Origin of the sequence: Streptomyces sp. M2CJ-2 (assembly GCF_016757295.1) — a bacterium.
Taxonomy (GTDB): Bacteria; Actinomycetota; Actinomycetes; order Streptomycetales; family Streptomycetaceae; genus Streptomyces.
The window spans coordinates 37,249-52,392 of the sequence record NZ_JAESIF010000023.1 but is presented as its reverse complement, the minus strand read 5'-3'; the positions used below and the strand labels follow the sequence as shown (position 1 = coordinate 52,392).

Genomic DNA, 15,144 nt, shown 5'->3' with positions numbered 1-15,144 from the left:
GTGCTCCCGCGGTGCTCAGCGCCCGCGGAACTCCGGCGGCCGACGCTCCTGGAAGGCCGTGATCCCTTCCAACAGGTCCTCGGACGCGAGGGTCTGCTGCTCCAGTGCGAACGAGAGGTCGAGCACCTCTCCGGCTCGTTGCGCCGTGAGCCGGTTCAGGGCCCTCTTGGTGCCCTGGACGGCGAGCGGTGCGCGGGCGGCCATCCGGCCGGCGATCTCCAGCGCGACCGTGAGCGTCTCCTCCGGGGTGTCCACGAGGTCCGTGACCAGCCCGAACGTGTAGGCCGTGGCCGCGTCGAGGGGGTCTCCGGTGAGGAGGTAGCGGCGGGCCCGCAGCATTCCGGCCGATTGGGGCCAGGCGACGCAGCCTCCGTCGCCGGCCACGAGGCCCACCGCCACGTGCGTGTCGGCGATCTTCGCGGCACGTGCCGCGACGACCGCGTCACAGAGCAGGACGATCGTCGCGCCCACCCCGATCGCCGCTCCGTGCACCGCGGCGACGACCGGCTGTGGGATCGTCATGAACGCGTCCGCGAGGCGCCGTCCGTCGTCCACGGTCCGCTGTCGCACGTCGACGTCCGCGTGCGCGAGTCGCATGAAGTCGAAGTCGCCGCCCGCCGAGAAGACCTTGCCCGTCGCGGCCAGCACGACCGCCCGGACCGAACGGTCGTCGGCGACCGCGCCGAGGACCTCGACCATCTCGCGGTGGAAGTCCTCGTCGACCCGGTTCATCAGGTCGGGGCGGTCGAGGGTGATCTGCAGGACGCCCTCGGACGGTCGGCTCAGCCGCAGGCACACGAGCTTGGATTCATCCATTCTGAGACCTCTCGTATCGACACCTTGGTACCTTATTGAGACCGACAGTCTATTATCTCAACAGCCGCGTGGCCAGTGGCGGCTCAGCGGGCCACCACGGGGCACACTCCCCACCGACAAAGGACAAAGTGTGACACTTTCGACATTCGACATCGGAACCGACGACGTCGACAGCGCCGCTTTCGAGGAAAGACTCGCCTGGGCACTGGAGGACGCCAACCTCCCCACGATCCTTGCCGTCCTCACCCACATCACGGGCAACTGGTCATACCTGCAAGACCAGTTCGCACCCGGCCCCATGCGCGGCCCGGGCGACCACGACGACGCCGGACTGCCGGAGGACTCCCAGGAGAAGCTGCGCGCGGTCGCCCACCGGGTGATCCTCGACCACCTGCGCGGGAACCTGCCCCACGCACCCGCCCCGGCGCCCGAAAAGCTCGCCGAGATCCTCGGTGTCGTGGTCGGGGACGCCGTGCCCGCGGACACCGCCGGCCTGCTCGCCGAAGAGCTCGGCACGGCCGACCGGCAGCCCGCGCCCCTCACCGAGCGCTCCCGCCTGGACGCCCCCCACACACTGATCGTCGGCACCGGCTTCTCCGGCCTGGCCGCCGCCATCCGGCTCGAACAGGCCGGGCTCCCCTACACCCTCATCGACAAGAACGAGGCGGTCGGCGGGACCTGGCACGAGAACACCTACCCCGGGTGCGGCGTGGACACCCCGGTCCACCTGTACTCCTTCGCCTTCGCCCAGCGCTCCGACTGGCCGCGGTACTTCGCCGGCCAGGGCGAGGTGCACCGCTACCTCGTCGACGTCGCCGAGCAGCACGGCATACAGGACAAGGTCCGGTACGGGACCGAACTGGAGGCCGCCACCTGGGACGAGGACGCCCAGCACTGGCACGTCACCCTGCGACGGTCGGACGGCACGGTCCAGGAGGCCGACTTCGAGGTCGTCATCAGCGCCGTCGGACAGTTCAACCGGCCCTCGCGCCCGAAGCTGCCGGGGCTGGACTCCTTCACCGGGCCCGTGGTGCACACCGCGGAGTGGGACCCCGACCTCGACCTGACCGGCATGCGCGTGGCGGTCGTGGGCAGCGGGGCCTCGGCCATGCAGCTCGTGCCGGCCATCCGCGACACGGCTGCCCACGTCTCCGTCTTCCAGCGCTCGCCCCAGTGGATCCTGCCCAACCCCAACGCGGGCGCCGACGTCAGCGAACAGAAGAAGTTCCTGATGGAGCACGTGCCCTGGTACCTCGGTTGGTACCGGCTCCGCCAGGTGTGGAACTTCGGCGACCGGATGTACCCCATCCTGCGCGTCGACCCCGCCTGGGAGCACCCCGAGCGTTCGGTCAACGCCGCCAACGAACGGCACCGCCGCTTCCTCACCGGGTACATCGCGCGCCAGTTGGCCGACCGCCCCGACCTGATCGAGGCCAGCACCCCCACCTACCCCCCGTACGGCAAGCGTCCGCTGCTCGACCACGGCTGGTTCGAGTCCCTGACCAGCGAAAACGTCGACCTCGTCGCGGAGAGCGTCGCGGAGGTGGACCGGGCCGGTGTGACCACGACGTCGGGGCGCCGCGTCGAGGTCGACGTGATCATCCTGGCCACCGGGTTCGACGCCATCAACATGCTCGGCCCGATGGAACTGCGCGGTCGCGGTGGCACCGCGCTGCGCGACGCCTGGGGTGCCGACGACGCCCGCGCGTTCCTGGGCATGACGGTGCCCGACTTCCCCAACTTCTTCATGCTCTTCGGTCCGAACACCAACGCCGGACACGGCGGAAGCCTGGTGATGACGGTCGAGATGCAGGTCCGCTACGTGATCGAGCTGCTGACCCACATGAGCGAGAACGGGATCGGCAGCGCCGAGGTCCGCACGGAGCCCTTCGAGCGTTTCATGACCGAGCTGGACCAGGCCCTCGAGGGCGCGGTGTGGAGCCACCCGGGCATGACCAGCTACTACCGGAACGACAAGGGCCGGATCGTCACGAACCTCCCCTGGACGAACGCCGAGTACTGGGCCCGCACCCGTCATGTGGATCTCGATGACTACGCACTCACCCCGAGGAGGTCGACGCCGCGTACCGCAGACTGAAACCACAGGTCACCGGGCTGGCGTGACGCGCACGAGGAGACGCACGCCGGCCTCGCCCCGCGCGGCGCCCGCGGGAACCGCGGGAACCGCGGGAACCGCCTCCGGGGCGGAGCGACCCTCCCCACCGACCGGGCCCGAGCCGCGGTCGTACCGCGCACGAGAGGCCGGACCCGCCTCCGCGTTGACGCCCCGTCCGGGAGCGCCGCGGCCCGCGACCGGAGCGCCATCGCCACGGCCGTCAGCCCAGGCGCGGGCACAGGCACAGGCACAGAGGAACGATCGACGCGCGACCGGAAAGCCGGCCGCCGCGGCAGCACAGAAGCGCGGCACCGCCGAAACCGACCTCGATCGGTCCCCGCGAGCCGCGCACCACCGCGCCGGAGGCGGCTAACCCGCCGCGGCTCCCGGATCCGCCGCGAGGACCGTCAGCGCACGCTCCGGGCACGCCCTCGCCCCGGCCCGCGCGTTCGACTCCCGGCCCGAGGGAACCTCACCGTCGAAGGGCAGCACGTAGCCGTCCTCGTCCAGCCGGAACAGATCGGGCGCGGCGACGGCACACTGCGCGTGCCCGGAACACAAGCTCTGATCGACCACTACGCGCATGTCAGCCCTCCAGACGGATGAGCGGCGCCTCGTGAGGATCGAGCGCCGCCAGGATGCGTGTTCCACTTGAAACGGGGTGCGGGAGAGCACCCTCGTGCCCGCGGGCGGACCCGGGGCGTCGATGTCGGAGCGAGCGCGGTCGCCGGGGCGGCGGCCGGCCCAGGGGGCTGCCCGTCGGCAGCCCCCTGTCCCGATTCACTGCTTGCGGAAGCTCGCGACGACCTCCTGGATCGCCGGCCCGGTCGCCGAGGACGCCTGCGCCCACGACTCGAACTCGAGGGTCGCGCCGAAGTCACCGGTCCGCGCCACGCCGACCGCCGACTTGATGTCGCGTGCGAGCGCCGGGTCGATCGCCGCCCAGCGCACGGCCGTCTCATGGGCGGCGGCCAACGGATCGTCGGCGACCCGAAGGGCGAGCCCCTGGCTGACCGCCTCCTCGCCGCGCAGGGCGCCGCCGTCGAGCAGCAGCGCGAGCGCCTTCTGCGGGCCGAGGGCGTCGACCAGGAACCACGTGCAGCCGCCGCCGGGGTGCAGGCCGATCTTCGAGAACGTCGCCGCGAACGACGCGCGCGGGCCGGCGATGCGGACGTCGCACGCCATGGCGAGGTTCAGTCCGGCACCGACGGCGGCCCCCTGCACCGCCGCGATGGTCGGGATCTCGAGCGCCCGCAGCCTCAGGAAGCTGTCGTAGACGGTGTGCAGGTGGCGGCGCAGGTCAGCGACCGAGCGCTCCGCGGCCTCCCCGAACAGGGCGGGCAGATCCGCGCCCGCACAGAACGCCGTTCCCTCACCGGTCACGACGAGGGTCCTCGCCCCCGCGTCGGCGGCCACGGTCGACACGGCGTCGCCGAGCTCCTGGATCATCGCCTCGTCCAGGCAGTTGCGCCGATCCGGGTCGGTCAACGTCAGGGTCCAGCGCCCGTCGTCGTTCCGTAGATCAACCTTGCTCATCCCGCAGTCACGCTCCGTCCGCATCACACTCGACGCCTCCGTGGCATCAGGGCGCCCCTTCCCGGTCCGGCAGGGGCGCACCCGATCTCCGCTCGGGCCGCGATCCATTTTTCTGATATTTAAGATCTCACAATATTCGGCGCGCCGGGCGCCGGCGGTCCCGCCTCGACCCGGGCCGGGACAGGACCGCCGCAGTGCACCGAGGGGGCGGGCACCCGCACGCGCCCGCCCCCTCCCCGAGCCGGGCCCCGCGTCGGACGGGGCCCGGCCGGTCATCGAAGGGCGTCCACCCGGTAGCGGAAGCCCGCCTCGGTGATCGCCCCACGCCCCACGGCGAGCGTGCGGTTGAGCCAGTCGTACTTCTCCGAGGCCGTCTCGAAGGAGTAGGTCAGGATCCAGTCGATCTCGCTCGGGTCGACGCCCGCACCGCTCCTGGCCTCCATGACCTTGGGCCAGGGCCCCAGGCGGCCGGCGGTGTAGGTCATGAGGATCAGCTCACCGTCGTCCGTCCGCAGCACCAGCCGCACGTCGGGGGCGACGTAACCGTCCGTCCGCAGGATCCCGTAGTCCATGCCCTCCAGGATGGTGGCCTTGAGGCGGGGGCCTTCGACCCAGCCCCCCTCCACCCCTCCCACGATGCGCTGCCCGTAGGGGGTCTCTCCGAAGGCGTAGGACGGACGACTGTGGGACTTGAGCTCGACGAGATAGTCGAAGAGGAACTCCGTCTCGATCGACACGGGGTCCATCGCGCTGCCTTCCGTGGCCATGTGGTCCGTTCCCTTCGTCCCGGGTCGACCGACGCGTCGGCCGGCCGCAGCGATTCCGGCCGGTCCGCGCGCCGCACCGGCACGCGGCAGTGCCGCAGAGGAGGAGAGCCGCACCCGCCCCTTCGGGTCGGAGGCCTCCGCACACCCCCGGAACTCCGGCGAGCGCGCCACCGCGCAGGACCCGCCCGGTCGACGTCGCCGCGGACCGGCGCGGCCCCGGAACCCGGGGCGGCGGGCGGCGGCCCCCGGGCCGTCACCGACCCGGACCTCCCCGCCACGCGCGAACCCGGCCCCCCGTACGGTCGTGACCGGCGGTCACGGACCGGGAGGCGGTCGGCCCCGGCCGGATATTATGAGATGCATTGACTCACAACCCGGGAGGGGCGTCAAGGAGGGTCACCGAGGGGGACCGCCACCCCGACGGCAGGCCGCGACCGGCCGACACGCACCCCCGCCGACGGGCCGGGGCGGCACTCCTCCGCCATCACGGACTCAGCCCGCTCCCCCGGCACTCATCCGCAGGGCCCCCTGGGTCGACGCGCAGCGGACGCCGTCCGCCCCCTCCATCTCGACGTTGACGAAGGCGACACGCCTGCCTCCCGGCACGAACTCCGCGCGCACGAGGACCGGCGGCATGGCCGAGCGGTGGAACTGCGTCGCCATGCTGATCGTGAACGCGTACGCGTGCGAACGCGCCCCCCGCACAGCCATGACGCCCATGACCTGGTCCGCGGCGCTGGCGAGCAGCCCCCCGTTCACGGCACCGTTGGCGTTGAGCGGGAAGAAGCGCGAGTCGAGGACGAACTCCGCCCGCTCCTCGCCCATGGCCGAGCACTCCAGCCCCAGCGCGGCCACGCTCGGCATCCGGTTCGCCCAGTCCATCCAGTCCTCGTCGGACGCCTCGGGCCGCGGGGGCTCGGAGACGTTCGTGACCGCCGGGACGCCCCCGGGGTTCGCGTCAACACTCACGTCGTTCCTTCCGTCGAGACCGGGCGGACCCGGTCCGCCCCCCTTCCGCGGGACGGACCTTGCCGCACCTCTTATGAGACACTATAGTTCAAAACTATGGCTCGAGGGCAGACGCGAACCGACCGCTCGGCAGCGGGAGTCGAGTACGGCGCACGCTCCGGGTCATGCCCTCGAACACCGCCATGAACACGTGACCGCGTAAGGCGCGTCCGGGCTCACACACCCGCGTGCCACGCCACCACGAGCCCGTCGGACCGGCCGCTCCCACCCCGCGCCCGGCATCCGCACCCCGCCTCGCACGGGGTGCGGGCACCGGCCGTACCCCGCCCCACCGTCGCCGCGGCGGCACCGTCCGCCCGGACGCCCCGGGGCGGCCTCGGGGCGGCGGCGCCCGGTCGTGGAAGCACACCCCGCCCCGCACCCGACGGGGCGTACGCGCACCGGACCCGAAAGCACATCCACCGAGCCGAACAGCCTCTTGGGGAGCCAGACATGACCAACACCGCCGTGATCGTCGACGCGATCCGCTCGCCCGTGGCGAAGGGGAAGGCCCCCCGGGACGGGAGGCCCGGCGGAGCCCTGTCCTCACTGCACCCGGTCGAGCTGCTGGGCCAGGTCCTGCGTCAGCTCATCGACCGCAACGGCATCGACCCGGCGATCGTGGACGACGTCATCACGGGCTGCGTGAGCCAGGTGGGAGAGCAGTCCGGGCCCGTCGGTCGCTGGGCCTGGCTGGCGGCGGGGCTGCCGGAGAGCGTGCCGTCGGTGACGGTGCACCGGGCCTGCGGGTCCAGCCAGCAGGCCGCCGACTTCGCCGCCCAGGCCGTGATCGCCGGGGCGCACGACATCGTCATCGCCTCGGGCGTCGAGTCGATGAGCCGCATCCCGATGCTCACCGCCCGGATCGGACAGGACCCCTGGGGCCCGTCCGTCGCCGAGCGCTACGCACCCGGGCTCGTGCCCCAGGGCGTCTCGGCGGAACTCATCGCCGCCCGCCGGGGCTTCAGCAGGCACGACCTGGACGTCTTCTCGGCCCGTTCCCACGCCAACGCCACGGCCACGGACCTCAGCGGCGAGATCGTGCCGGTGACCCTCGCCGACGGCACGGTCGTGAGCGCCGACGAGACGGTCCGTCCGCAGACGACCGTCGACGGCCTGGCCGGCCTCAAGCCGTCCTTCGAGACCCCCGAGATGAGCGCGCGCTTCCCCGAGATCGGGGAGTGGAAGGTCACCCCGGGCAACTCCTCCCAGCTGGCCGACGGGGCGTCCGCGCTGCTCATCATGTCCGAGACGAAGGCGCGGGAGCTGGGACTCCGCCCGCGGGCGCGGTTCCACGCCTTCGCCCTGGCCGGGGACGACCCGATCACGATGCTGACGGGGCCGATCCCGGCCACCGAGAAGCTGCTCGCCCGCACGGGCCTGACGATCGACCGGATCGACCACTACGAGGTCAACGAGGCCTTCGCCCCCGTGCCGCTGGCGTGGGCCCAGCACTTCGACGCCGACCCGGCACGCCTCAACCCGCGCGGCGGCGCCATCGCGCTGGGTCACCCGCTGGGCGGTTCGGGCGGACGCCTGCTCACCACGGCGCTCCACGGTCTCGAAGCCACCGGCGGCCGCTACGGCTTGGTCACCATGTGCGAAGCCGGCGGCATGGCCAACGCCACCCTCATCGAACGCCTCTGACAGGAAGAAGACACCACTGATGAACATCACAGGAAGCTCCGCCGTCGTCACGGGCGGCGCGTCCGGGCTGGGGCTGGCCACCGTGCGCCGCCTGCTCGACGAGGGCGCCGCGACGGTCGTCATCGCGGACCTGGAGGCGTCCCGGGGCAAGGAGGTCGCCGACGAGCTCGGGGAGCGCGTGCGGTTCGTGCCGGCCGACGTGCGCGACGCCGACGCCCTGGAGAAGGTGCTCGACGCCGCCGAGGCGGCGGCCCCGCTGCGTGCCGTCGTGCACTGCGCCGGTCGCGGCGGTCCGGTGCGCCTGGTCAACAGGGACGGCAGTCCGGGCTCGCTCGAGACCTACGCCGAGATCGTGCAGATCAACCTCGTGGGTTCGTTCAACGTGCTCCGCCTGGCCGCGGCCCGGATGGCGCGCAACGAGCCGCTGGACGGCGACCGCGGGGTGGTCGTGCTGACCGCTTCGGTCGCGGCCTTCGAGGGCCAGATCGGACAGATCCCCTACGCCTCCTCCAAGGCCGGCATCGTGGGCATGACCATCGTGGCTGCGCGGGACCTGGCCTCGAAGAACATCCGCGTCTGCACCATCGCGCCGGGCACCTTCGACACCCCGCTGCTGGCGCGCCTGCCCGAGGAGGTCCGTGGCTCGCTCGCGGCCACCGTGCCCCACCCCAGCCGCCTCGGCGACCCCGACGAGTACGCGAAACTCGCCCTGTCCATCATCGACAACGGGATGCTCAACGGCGAGACCATCCGCCTGGACGGTGCCATCCGGATGGCACCGCGATGAGCCGCACCGTCACCTTCGAGGTGGACCGGGGCGTCGCGGTCGTCACCCTCGACCGGCCGGACGTACGCAACGCCATCGATCTCGCCACCGCGCGGCAGATCGCCGCGGCCCTCGACGAGGTCGACGCCCGCGAGGACGTCCTGGCGGCCGTGCTCACCGGGTCGGGGCCCGTCTTCAGCGCCGGGATGGACCTCAAGGCCTTCAGCGCCACGGGGGAACGCCCCCTCGTGGAGGGCCGGGGAGCCTTCGGGATCTGCGAGCGGGCCACCAAAAAGCCGCTGATCGCCGCGGTCGAGGGCAAGGCTCTCGGGGGCGGCATGGAGATCGCCCTCGCCTGCGATCTCATCGTCGCCTCCGAGGAGTCCTGGTTCGGCCTCCCCGAGGTCAAGCGCGGACTGGTGGCCGCCGCGGGCGGCGTCCTGCGCCTGCCGCGGGTGGTGCCTCCCGCGGTCGCCCTGGAGATGGTCCTGACCGGCGAGCCGGTGGACGCGGCGCGCGCCCACGCGCTCGGCCTGGTCAACCGGGTCGTCGCGCCCGGCACCGCCCGGGAGCGGGCGGTGGAGATGGCGCGCGTCATCGCCGGGAACGCGCCCATGGCGGTGCGGGCGGCCAAGCACCTGGTCACCTCGGCCCAGGACTGGTCCGCGGCCGAGATGTTCGACCGCCAGCGCGAGGACGTGGACCGCGTGCGGTCGTCGGCCGACGCGGCCGAGGGCGCACGGGCCTTCGTCGAGAAGCGCCCGCCCGTATGGACGAACACCTGACCCTCCCTCCGGTCCGCGCCTCCCGGCGGGGGACGACGACGCAGGAGAACCACCACCACATGACGCCCACGACAGACTCGCGCGCCGTGCTGATGCTGGTCGTCCTGTCCCTCGCCGGGACCGCGGTGGCCCTCAACCAGTCGATCGTGCTGCCGCTGCTGCCCGACCTGCCGCGGCTGCTCGGCACGGGCCCGGCCGGCGCCTCGTGGCTCCTCACCGCCACCCTGCTGGCCGGCGCCCTGGCCACACCGACGATCTCCCGTCTCGCCGACATGTACGGCAAGAAGCGCATGGTGCTGGTCTCGCTGGTCGCGATGGTCGTGGGCTCCCTCGTCGGGGCGCTGACCGACTCACTCGCGCCCATGCTCGTCGCGCGGGCGTTGCAGGGCACCGGCATGGCGCTCGTCCCGGTGGGCATCGCGCTCATGCGCGACATGCTCCCCCCGCGCCACGTCCCGCTGGGGGTCGCCCTGATGAGCGCGACGCTGGCGGTGGGGGCCGGTGTCGGGATGCCCCTGTCCGGGCTGGTCGCGGCCCGTCTGGACTGGCACGCGCTGTTCTGGATCACCGGCGGGCTCGGCGCGGTGGTGCTTCTGGCCATCGCCCTGGTGGTCGAGGAGTCCCCGGTGCGGGCGCCCGGGAGGTTCGACCTCCCGGGGGCACTCCTGCTGTCCCTCGCGCTGAGCGCCCTCCTGCTCGCCCTGTCGAAGGGGGGAGCCTGGGGGTGGACGTCCCGGCCGACGCTCGTCTCGGCGCTCTGCGGAATCCTGGCCCTCGCCGCGTGGGTGCCCCAGCAACTGCGCGCCCGCCGCCCGGTGGTCGACCTGCGTCTCGCCGTGCGCCCCGAGGTGCTCCTGGTGAACCTCTCCGCCCTGCTCATGGGGTTCGCGATGTACACCGATCTCCTCGTGACCTCGCAGCTCCTGCAGGCGCCCGAGCACGAGGGGATCGGCCTCGGCATGGACCTGCGCCGGGCGGGGCTGTGGCTGGCGCCCAACGCCGTCACCTTCGGCCTCATGGCCCCGGTGACGGCCGCGGTCGTCCGACGCCACGGCCCGCGGGCGACGCTCCTGGCGGGCGCCCTCCTCATGGGCGCGACCTACCTCGCCAGGTCCGCGTTCAGCAGCGGTCTGGCGCAGGTGGTCGCCGGCTCGGTGGCCGTGGCGGTCGGCGCCTCGCTCGCCTACGCCGCCATGCCCACCCTCATCATGCGGGCCGTCCCGGAGAGCGAAACGGCGTCCGCGAACGGACTCAACACCCTGCTGCGCGCGGTCGGCACGGCGTTGGCCAGCTCGGTGGTCGCGGCCGTGACGACCACCTACGTACTGGGCAGCGGCGCGGCGAGCTACACCGACCCCGACGCCCTCATGGCCGTCTTCCGGGTCTCCGCGCTGATGTGCCTGGGGACGATCCTGCTCACCGTCCCGATGTTCTTCCTGCGCGGCGCGTCGCGGTCGGGGACGTCCTGAGCGGACACGCCCCGCCCCCGGTCGGCACCGCGGCCCCCGGGCCGCCGGCCGGGGGCCGGGGGCCGTCGCCGCGCGACCGCCGCACCCGGTCCGGCCGCTGGTGCCCACCCCCACTCCGGCTCCGCATTCGAGCTCCTCATTCGAGCTCCGCATTCCACCTTCGCAGGACGATTGACCTGCCACATCTAATCTGAGACGCTTAGTCGCACAATCCCTCCGGACGGCGGCCGAGCGCGACGCCCCGAGCGTTGCTCGGTCACCTCACCTCGAGCATCGGGAGACATCATGGCCCTGAACGACAACATTCAGAACCTGTCTGCGACCGACAATGTTCGTATCGTGGCGGAATTTTCCGACCTGTACTTCTTCAAGGGGGACAAAGCGGCTGCTTTCGAGCTGCTCGCCGACGACTTCGTGGCCGTGGAGGCCGAGGGCCTTCCGTACGGCGGAGAGTGGCGGGGTGCCGACGGCTTCGACCGCATGATCGGTCAGATCACCGACCTGTTCGAGTCCACGGTGAACACCTTCCACGTCAAGTACCGCGACGCCGGCGACGTCGTCCTGGCGGACGCCGACCTCAACATGAAGAACCGTCGCACCGGCAAGGTGCTGCCGATGCGGGTCATCGAGCTCTGGTACGTCGTCGACGGGAAGATCGAGCGGGTCGAGGTCTTCTACCAGGACACCAAGGCCGTGACGGAGCACGCCGAGGGCAAGTGACGGGGCCCGCCCCCATTGCCGCACGTCCGCACCGGACCTGACCGACGGAAGGCCAGCATGAGCAGCACCTCCTCCCCCCTGCTCCCCGAGGGCAAGGTCGTGTTCGTCACCGGGGGCTCGGGAAACCTCGGTTCGCAGTTCGCCGCCTCCCTGTCGGCCGCCGGGGCCCGGGTCGTCATCGGCGGACGCAACGTCGAACAGCTGGAGGCCACGGCCCGTCGCATCCAGGAGGCCACCGGCAACGAGGTCAGGTACGCCGCGGGCGACCTGACCGACGCGGCCGGCACATCCGCCCTCGTCGAGGACGTCTGGTCCGCCTTCGGGCGCGTGGACACCGTCGTGAACTCGGCGGTGCCCAGCGGCAGTCCGCAGCAGGGCGACCTCCTGAGCACCCCCGACGAGGCCTGGCTGCACTTCTTCGACCCCGTGATCCTCGGCGTGGTGCGCATGGGCCGGCATCTGGTCCCGAAGATGGCCGCGTCCGGCGGCGGCTCCTTCGTCAACATCGTGTCCCCGACCGGGATCGTGCCCTCGCCCGGGGTCGACGCCTACGGCGTGGCCAAGGGCGCCCTGATCATGCTCACCAAGTACATGGCCAGGGAGTGGGGCACCTGGAACATCCGCGCCAACGGGATCGCCCCCGGTCTGATCATCGACGACCAGTACGTCACGCCCGAGACGATCCCTCGCAACGCGGCGCTCTCCAGCGCGCTCGAGCGCACCTCGCTGGGACGCTGGGGCCGACCCGAGGACCTGGTGGGCGTGGCCACCTTCCTCGCCTCGGACGCGGCCGCGTTCGTCAGCGGCCAGATCATCTCCGTCGACGGCGGACGCTTCTGACCTACGGGCGACGGTCCCGACCGCGCGCACGCGCGCCAGCGGACCGCTCCCCTTCCACCCACACACACGAGCCCGTCGTCCGGTCCCGGGGGCCGGGCGACGCCTCGGGAGGACCTCTTGATCAAGCTGGTCGCCGTTCTCTCCCGGAAGCCGGGCCTCTCCGTCGGGGAGTTCCGCAGTCACTACGAGCAGGTCCACGTCCCGCTGATCCTGTCCCTGGTGGGACCGCACCTCCTGGACTACCGCCGCAACTACGTCGACCACTCGACGGCCTCGGGCGGGGCCAATTCCGCTCCCGGACAGGACCTGTTGGACTTCGACGTCATCACCGACATGTGGTACGCGGACCGGGCCTCCTTCGATCGCGCGATGGAGGTGTTCCGCGACCCCGGCCACGCGGCACGGGTACGGGCGGACGAACTGACCTTCATGGACCGGGGCAGGAAGCGCGTCTTCCTCGTGGACGAGGTGGGCGCGGACACGGCCACCGGGTGAAACCCTGCCCGCCGACCGCTCCACCGCCCCTTCCCCACCGGTCCGTCGCCCACCGAACGACTCCTCACCGATCTCCGACCACTCACCTCCACACAGAAGGACGCGGCACATGATCGAGCAGGCCCTATCGGGCAAAGTAGCGATCGTCACCGGCGGGGCCCAGGGCATGGGTGAGACGACCGCCAAGCTCTTCGCCCGGGCGGGCGCCGAGGTGGCCGTCGTCGACCTCAACGAGGAGGCCGGCCGGCGCGTCGTCGAGAAGATCGAGGCGGAGGGCGGCCGGGCCACCTTCATCGCCTGCGACATCTCCCGCGCGGAGCAGGTGGAGTCCATGGTCGCGGCCACGGTCGCGACGTACGGGCGGCTCGACTGCGCGGTCAACAACGCCGCCGTCGCCAACGACAACGAGCCGGTGGCCGAGTTCGACGAGGCGACGTACGACCGCATCATGGCGGTCGACCTCAAGGGCACGTTCCACTGCAACAAGTACCAGATCAGGCAGTTGCTGGCGCAGGGCGGCGGGGGCTCGATCGTCAACGTGGCCTCCATCGTGGGCTTCCGCCCGAACCGGAACTCGCCCGTCTACAACGCGGCCAAGGCCGGGGTGTGGTCGCTGACCCAGAGCGCGGCGCTCGACTACGGCAAGTACGGCATCCGGGTCAACTGCGTGGCGCCGGGGGCGATCGACACGCCGATGCTCCAGGAGGGCCTGCGGGCGCGCCGGCGCGACGTCGACGCGTACCGGCGGATCATGAGCAACCTCCACCGCATCGGCGAGCCGGACGAGGTGGCCAACGCGCACCTGTGGCTCTGCTCGGACGCCTCCTCCTACATCACCGGCTCCGTGCTGCACCTGGACGGCGGGTACGTCCAGACGCCGCCGTACGAGTTCCCGCTCCTCGACGACTGAGGCGAGAAGCTTTCTGACTTGCAGGTTCGACACGACGAGGTGGACACGATGAGCAGTGACATGAGCAGCGCGCCGGCCTACCCCATGGCCCGGGGGTGCCCCTTCTCCCCTCCGGCGGAGATCGGTCGGCTCAGGGAGGAGGAGCCCGTCGCGCGGGTGCGCACCTGGGACGGCAGCCTCCCCTGGCTGGTGACTCGTTACGACGACGTGCGGGCGATCCTGTCCGACCCGCGGTTCAGCTCGGACCCGGGTCGGGACGGCTACCCCGTCACCTCGGCGGGGATGAAGCAGCAGCACAAGGCGAACCCGACGTTCATCGCCATGGACGACCCGGAGCACGCCCGGCACCGCAGGATGATCACCGGCGAGTTCTCCGTGCGCCGGACCGAGGCGCTGCGCCCGACCGTCGAGCGGATCACCGAGGAACTGCTGGACGCGATGGAGGCGGCGGGCGGCACCGCCGACCTGGTGACGGACTTCGCCCTGCCGCTGACCTCGACGGTCATCTGCGAACTGCTGGGGGTCCCCCAGGAAGCGCACACGTTCTTCCAGGAGCACAGCAACGCCCTGCTCGACGTCAAGGGCGACCCGGCCAGGGCCGGTCGCGCGGTCGAGGAACTCACCGACTACCTCGCCGCGCTCGTGACGCAGAAGACGGCCGAGCCGAGCGACGACCTGCTCGGTCGGGTCGTCGAACGCCGGGTCAAAACGGGCGAGATGACCGAGCGGGAGGTCGCCTCCCTCGGCATCCTCCTGCTGGTCGCGGGGCACGAGACCACCGCGAACCAGATCGCGCTGGGCGTGCTGTTCCTGCTGCAGAACCCGCAGTACGCGGCGATCATGCGCGAGGGCGACGACAAGGCGGTCGCCGCGGCGTGCGAGGAACTGCTCCGGCTCCTCACGGTGACCCACATCGGGCGCCGTCGGGTGGCCGTCGAGGACGTCGAGGTCAACGGCGCGCTGATCCGGGCCGGCGAGGGGGTCATCGCCTCCGGCGACGCCGCCAACCGCGACCCCCGGCAGTTCGCCGACCCCGACCGGATGGACATCCACCGGGAGCAGAACCACCACGTCGCCTTCGGCTACGGAATCCACCAGTGCCTGGGGCAGCCCATCGCCCGCATCGAGCTCCAGACCGCCTACCCGGCGATCCTGAAGCGCTTCGCCGACCTGCGGCTGGCGGTGCCCCTCGACGAGATCGACTACCGAGGCGACATGGTCGTCTACGGCGTCCACTCCCTGCCCGTGACGTGGGGAGACGAAAGGTGA

General features: G+C 71.8%; 15 protein-coding genes. 10 read left to right on the top strand and 5 right to left on the bottom strand.

Annotated elements, in window-relative coordinates:
• Nucleotides 1–15: 15 nt before the first annotated feature.
• On the bottom strand, nt 16–816 hold the full coding sequence (locus tag JL475_RS19120; protein WP_202278969.1) for an enoyl-CoA hydratase/isomerase family protein: 801 nt from the start codon (nt 814–816) through the stop codon (nt 16–18).
• A 130-nt stretch (nt 817–946) separates the two neighbouring features.
• Here JL475_RS19120 and JL475_RS19115 point away from each other — a divergent pair, with 130 nt between their 5' ends.
• Nucleotides 947–2,914 (top strand): NAD(P)/FAD-dependent oxidoreductase, encoded by a 1,968-nt coding sequence (locus tag JL475_RS19115; RefSeq protein ID WP_202278967.1) that lies wholly within the window; start codon nt 947–949, stop codon nt 2,912–2,914.
• A gap of 387 nt (nt 2,915–3,301) precedes the next feature.
• Here the strand turns inward: JL475_RS19115 and JL475_RS19110 are convergent, their stop codons facing one another.
• From JL475_RS19110 to JL475_RS40115, 4 genes are all read right to left on the bottom strand, one after another.
• A complete protein-coding gene (locus tag JL475_RS19110) occupies nt 3,302–3,517 on the bottom strand; it encodes a ferredoxin (protein ID WP_202278965.1) in 216 nt (71 codons plus the stop codon).
• A gap of 195 nt (nt 3,518–3,712) precedes the next feature.
• Nucleotides 3,713–4,468: an enoyl-CoA hydratase gene (locus tag JL475_RS19105; protein WP_202278963.1), complete on the bottom strand. Its 756-nt coding sequence runs from the start codon at nt 4,466–4,468 to the stop codon at nt 3,713–3,715.
• A 272-nt stretch (nt 4,469–4,740) separates the two neighbouring features.
• Complete coding sequence (locus JL475_RS19100; protein ID WP_202278961.1) at nt 4,741–5,235, bottom strand: DUF3237 domain-containing protein; 495 nt, start codon at nt 5,233–5,235, stop codon at nt 4,741–4,743.
• A 492-nt stretch (nt 5,236–5,727) separates the two neighbouring features.
• Nucleotides 5,728–6,204 carry a PaaI family thioesterase gene (locus JL475_RS40115; RefSeq protein ID WP_202278959.1) on the bottom strand — a complete coding sequence of 159 codons (477 nt, stop codon included), beginning with the start codon at nt 6,202–6,204 and terminating at the stop codon, nt 5,728–5,730.
• A gap of 492 nt (nt 6,205–6,696) precedes the next feature.
• Between JL475_RS40115 and JL475_RS19090 the strand changes: the two genes are divergently transcribed.
• The 9 genes from JL475_RS19090 (at nt 6,697) to JL475_RS19050 (ending at nt 15,144) form a co-directional block, all read left to right on the top strand.
• Complete coding sequence (locus JL475_RS19090; RefSeq protein ID WP_202278957.1) at nt 6,697–7,890, top strand: thiolase family protein; 1,194 nt, start codon at nt 6,697–6,699, stop codon at nt 7,888–7,890.
• A 19-nt stretch (nt 7,891–7,909) separates the two neighbouring features.
• Nucleotides 7,910–8,677 (top strand): SDR family NAD(P)-dependent oxidoreductase, encoded by a 768-nt coding sequence (locus tag JL475_RS19085; protein WP_202278955.1) that lies wholly within the window; start codon nt 7,910–7,912, stop codon nt 8,675–8,677.
• A complete protein-coding gene (locus JL475_RS19080) occupies nt 8,674–9,441 on the top strand; it encodes a crotonase/enoyl-CoA hydratase family protein (protein ID WP_202278953.1) in 768 nt (255 codons plus the stop codon). The genes JL475_RS19085 and JL475_RS19080 overlap by 4 nt, the downstream gene beginning before the upstream one ends.
• The gene (locus JL475_RS19075) at nt 9,426–10,910 is read left to right on the top strand and encodes an MFS transporter (RefSeq protein ID WP_202278951.1); all 1,485 of its coding nucleotides are present in this window, start codon (nt 9,426–9,428) and stop codon (nt 10,908–10,910) included. The genes JL475_RS19080 and JL475_RS19075 overlap by 16 nt, the downstream gene beginning before the upstream one ends.
• 285 nt (nt 10,911–11,195) lie before the next feature.
• Entirely contained in the window at nt 11,196–11,630 is a 435-nt protein-coding gene (locus tag JL475_RS19070) for a nuclear transport factor 2 family protein (protein WP_202278949.1), read from the top strand.
• A 57-nt stretch (nt 11,631–11,687) separates the two neighbouring features.
• Nucleotides 11,688–12,470, top strand: a complete 783-nt coding sequence (locus JL475_RS19065) for an SDR family NAD(P)-dependent oxidoreductase (RefSeq protein WP_202278947.1) — start codon at nt 11,688–11,690, stop codon at nt 12,468–12,470.
• Between the two features lie 117 nt (nt 12,471–12,587).
• Nucleotides 12,588–12,965: an EthD domain-containing protein gene (locus JL475_RS19060; protein WP_202278945.1), complete on the top strand. Its 378-nt coding sequence runs from the start codon at nt 12,588–12,590 to the stop codon at nt 12,963–12,965.
• A 109-nt stretch (nt 12,966–13,074) separates the two neighbouring features.
• Nucleotides 13,075–13,875, top strand: coding sequence for an SDR family NAD(P)-dependent oxidoreductase (locus JL475_RS19055; RefSeq protein ID WP_202278944.1), 801 nt, complete (start codon nt 13,075–13,077; stop codon nt 13,873–13,875).
• 48 nt (nt 13,876–13,923) lie between these two features.
• Nucleotides 13,924–15,144 carry a cytochrome P450 gene (locus tag JL475_RS19050; RefSeq protein ID WP_202278943.1) on the top strand — a complete coding sequence of 407 codons (1,221 nt, stop codon included), beginning with the start codon at nt 13,924–13,926 and terminating at the stop codon, nt 15,142–15,144.

Coding starts and splice junctions, on each gene's coding strand:
- JL475_RS19120 (WP_202278969.1), bottom strand. CDS start 816: ATGGATGAATCCAAGCTCGTGTGCCTGCGGCTGAGCCGACCGTCCGAG.
- JL475_RS19110 (WP_202278965.1), bottom strand. CDS start 3,517: ATGCGCGTAGTGGTCGATCAGAGCTTGTGTTCCGGGCACGCGCAGTGT.
- JL475_RS19105 (WP_202278963.1), bottom strand. CDS start 4,468: ATGAGCAAGGTTGATCTACGGAACGACGACGGGCGCTGGACCCTGACG.
- JL475_RS19100 (WP_202278961.1), bottom strand. CDS start 5,235: ATGGCCACGGAAGGCAGCGCGATGGACCCCGTGTCGATCGAGACGGAG.
- JL475_RS19090 (WP_202278957.1), top strand. CDS start 6,697: ATGACCAACACCGCCGTGATCGTCGACGCGATCCGCTCGCCCGTGGCG.
- JL475_RS19085 (WP_202278955.1), top strand. CDS start 7,910: ATGAACATCACAGGAAGCTCCGCCGTCGTCACGGGCGGCGCGTCCGGG.
- JL475_RS19080 (WP_202278953.1), top strand. CDS start 8,674: ATGAGCCGCACCGTCACCTTCGAGGTGGACCGGGGCGTCGCGGTCGTC.
- JL475_RS19075 (WP_202278951.1), top strand. CDS start 9,426: ATGGACGAACACCTGACCCTCCCTCCGGTCCGCGCCTCCCGGCGGGGG.
- JL475_RS19070 (WP_202278949.1), top strand. CDS start 11,196: ATGGCCCTGAACGACAACATTCAGAACCTGTCTGCGACCGACAATGTT.
- JL475_RS19065 (WP_202278947.1), top strand. CDS start 11,688: ATGAGCAGCACCTCCTCCCCCCTGCTCCCCGAGGGCAAGGTCGTGTTC.
- JL475_RS19055 (WP_202278944.1), top strand. CDS start 13,075: ATGATCGAGCAGGCCCTATCGGGCAAAGTAGCGATCGTCACCGGCGGG.
- JL475_RS19050 (WP_202278943.1), top strand. CDS start 13,924: ATGAGCAGTGACATGAGCAGCGCGCCGGCCTACCCCATGGCCCGGGGG.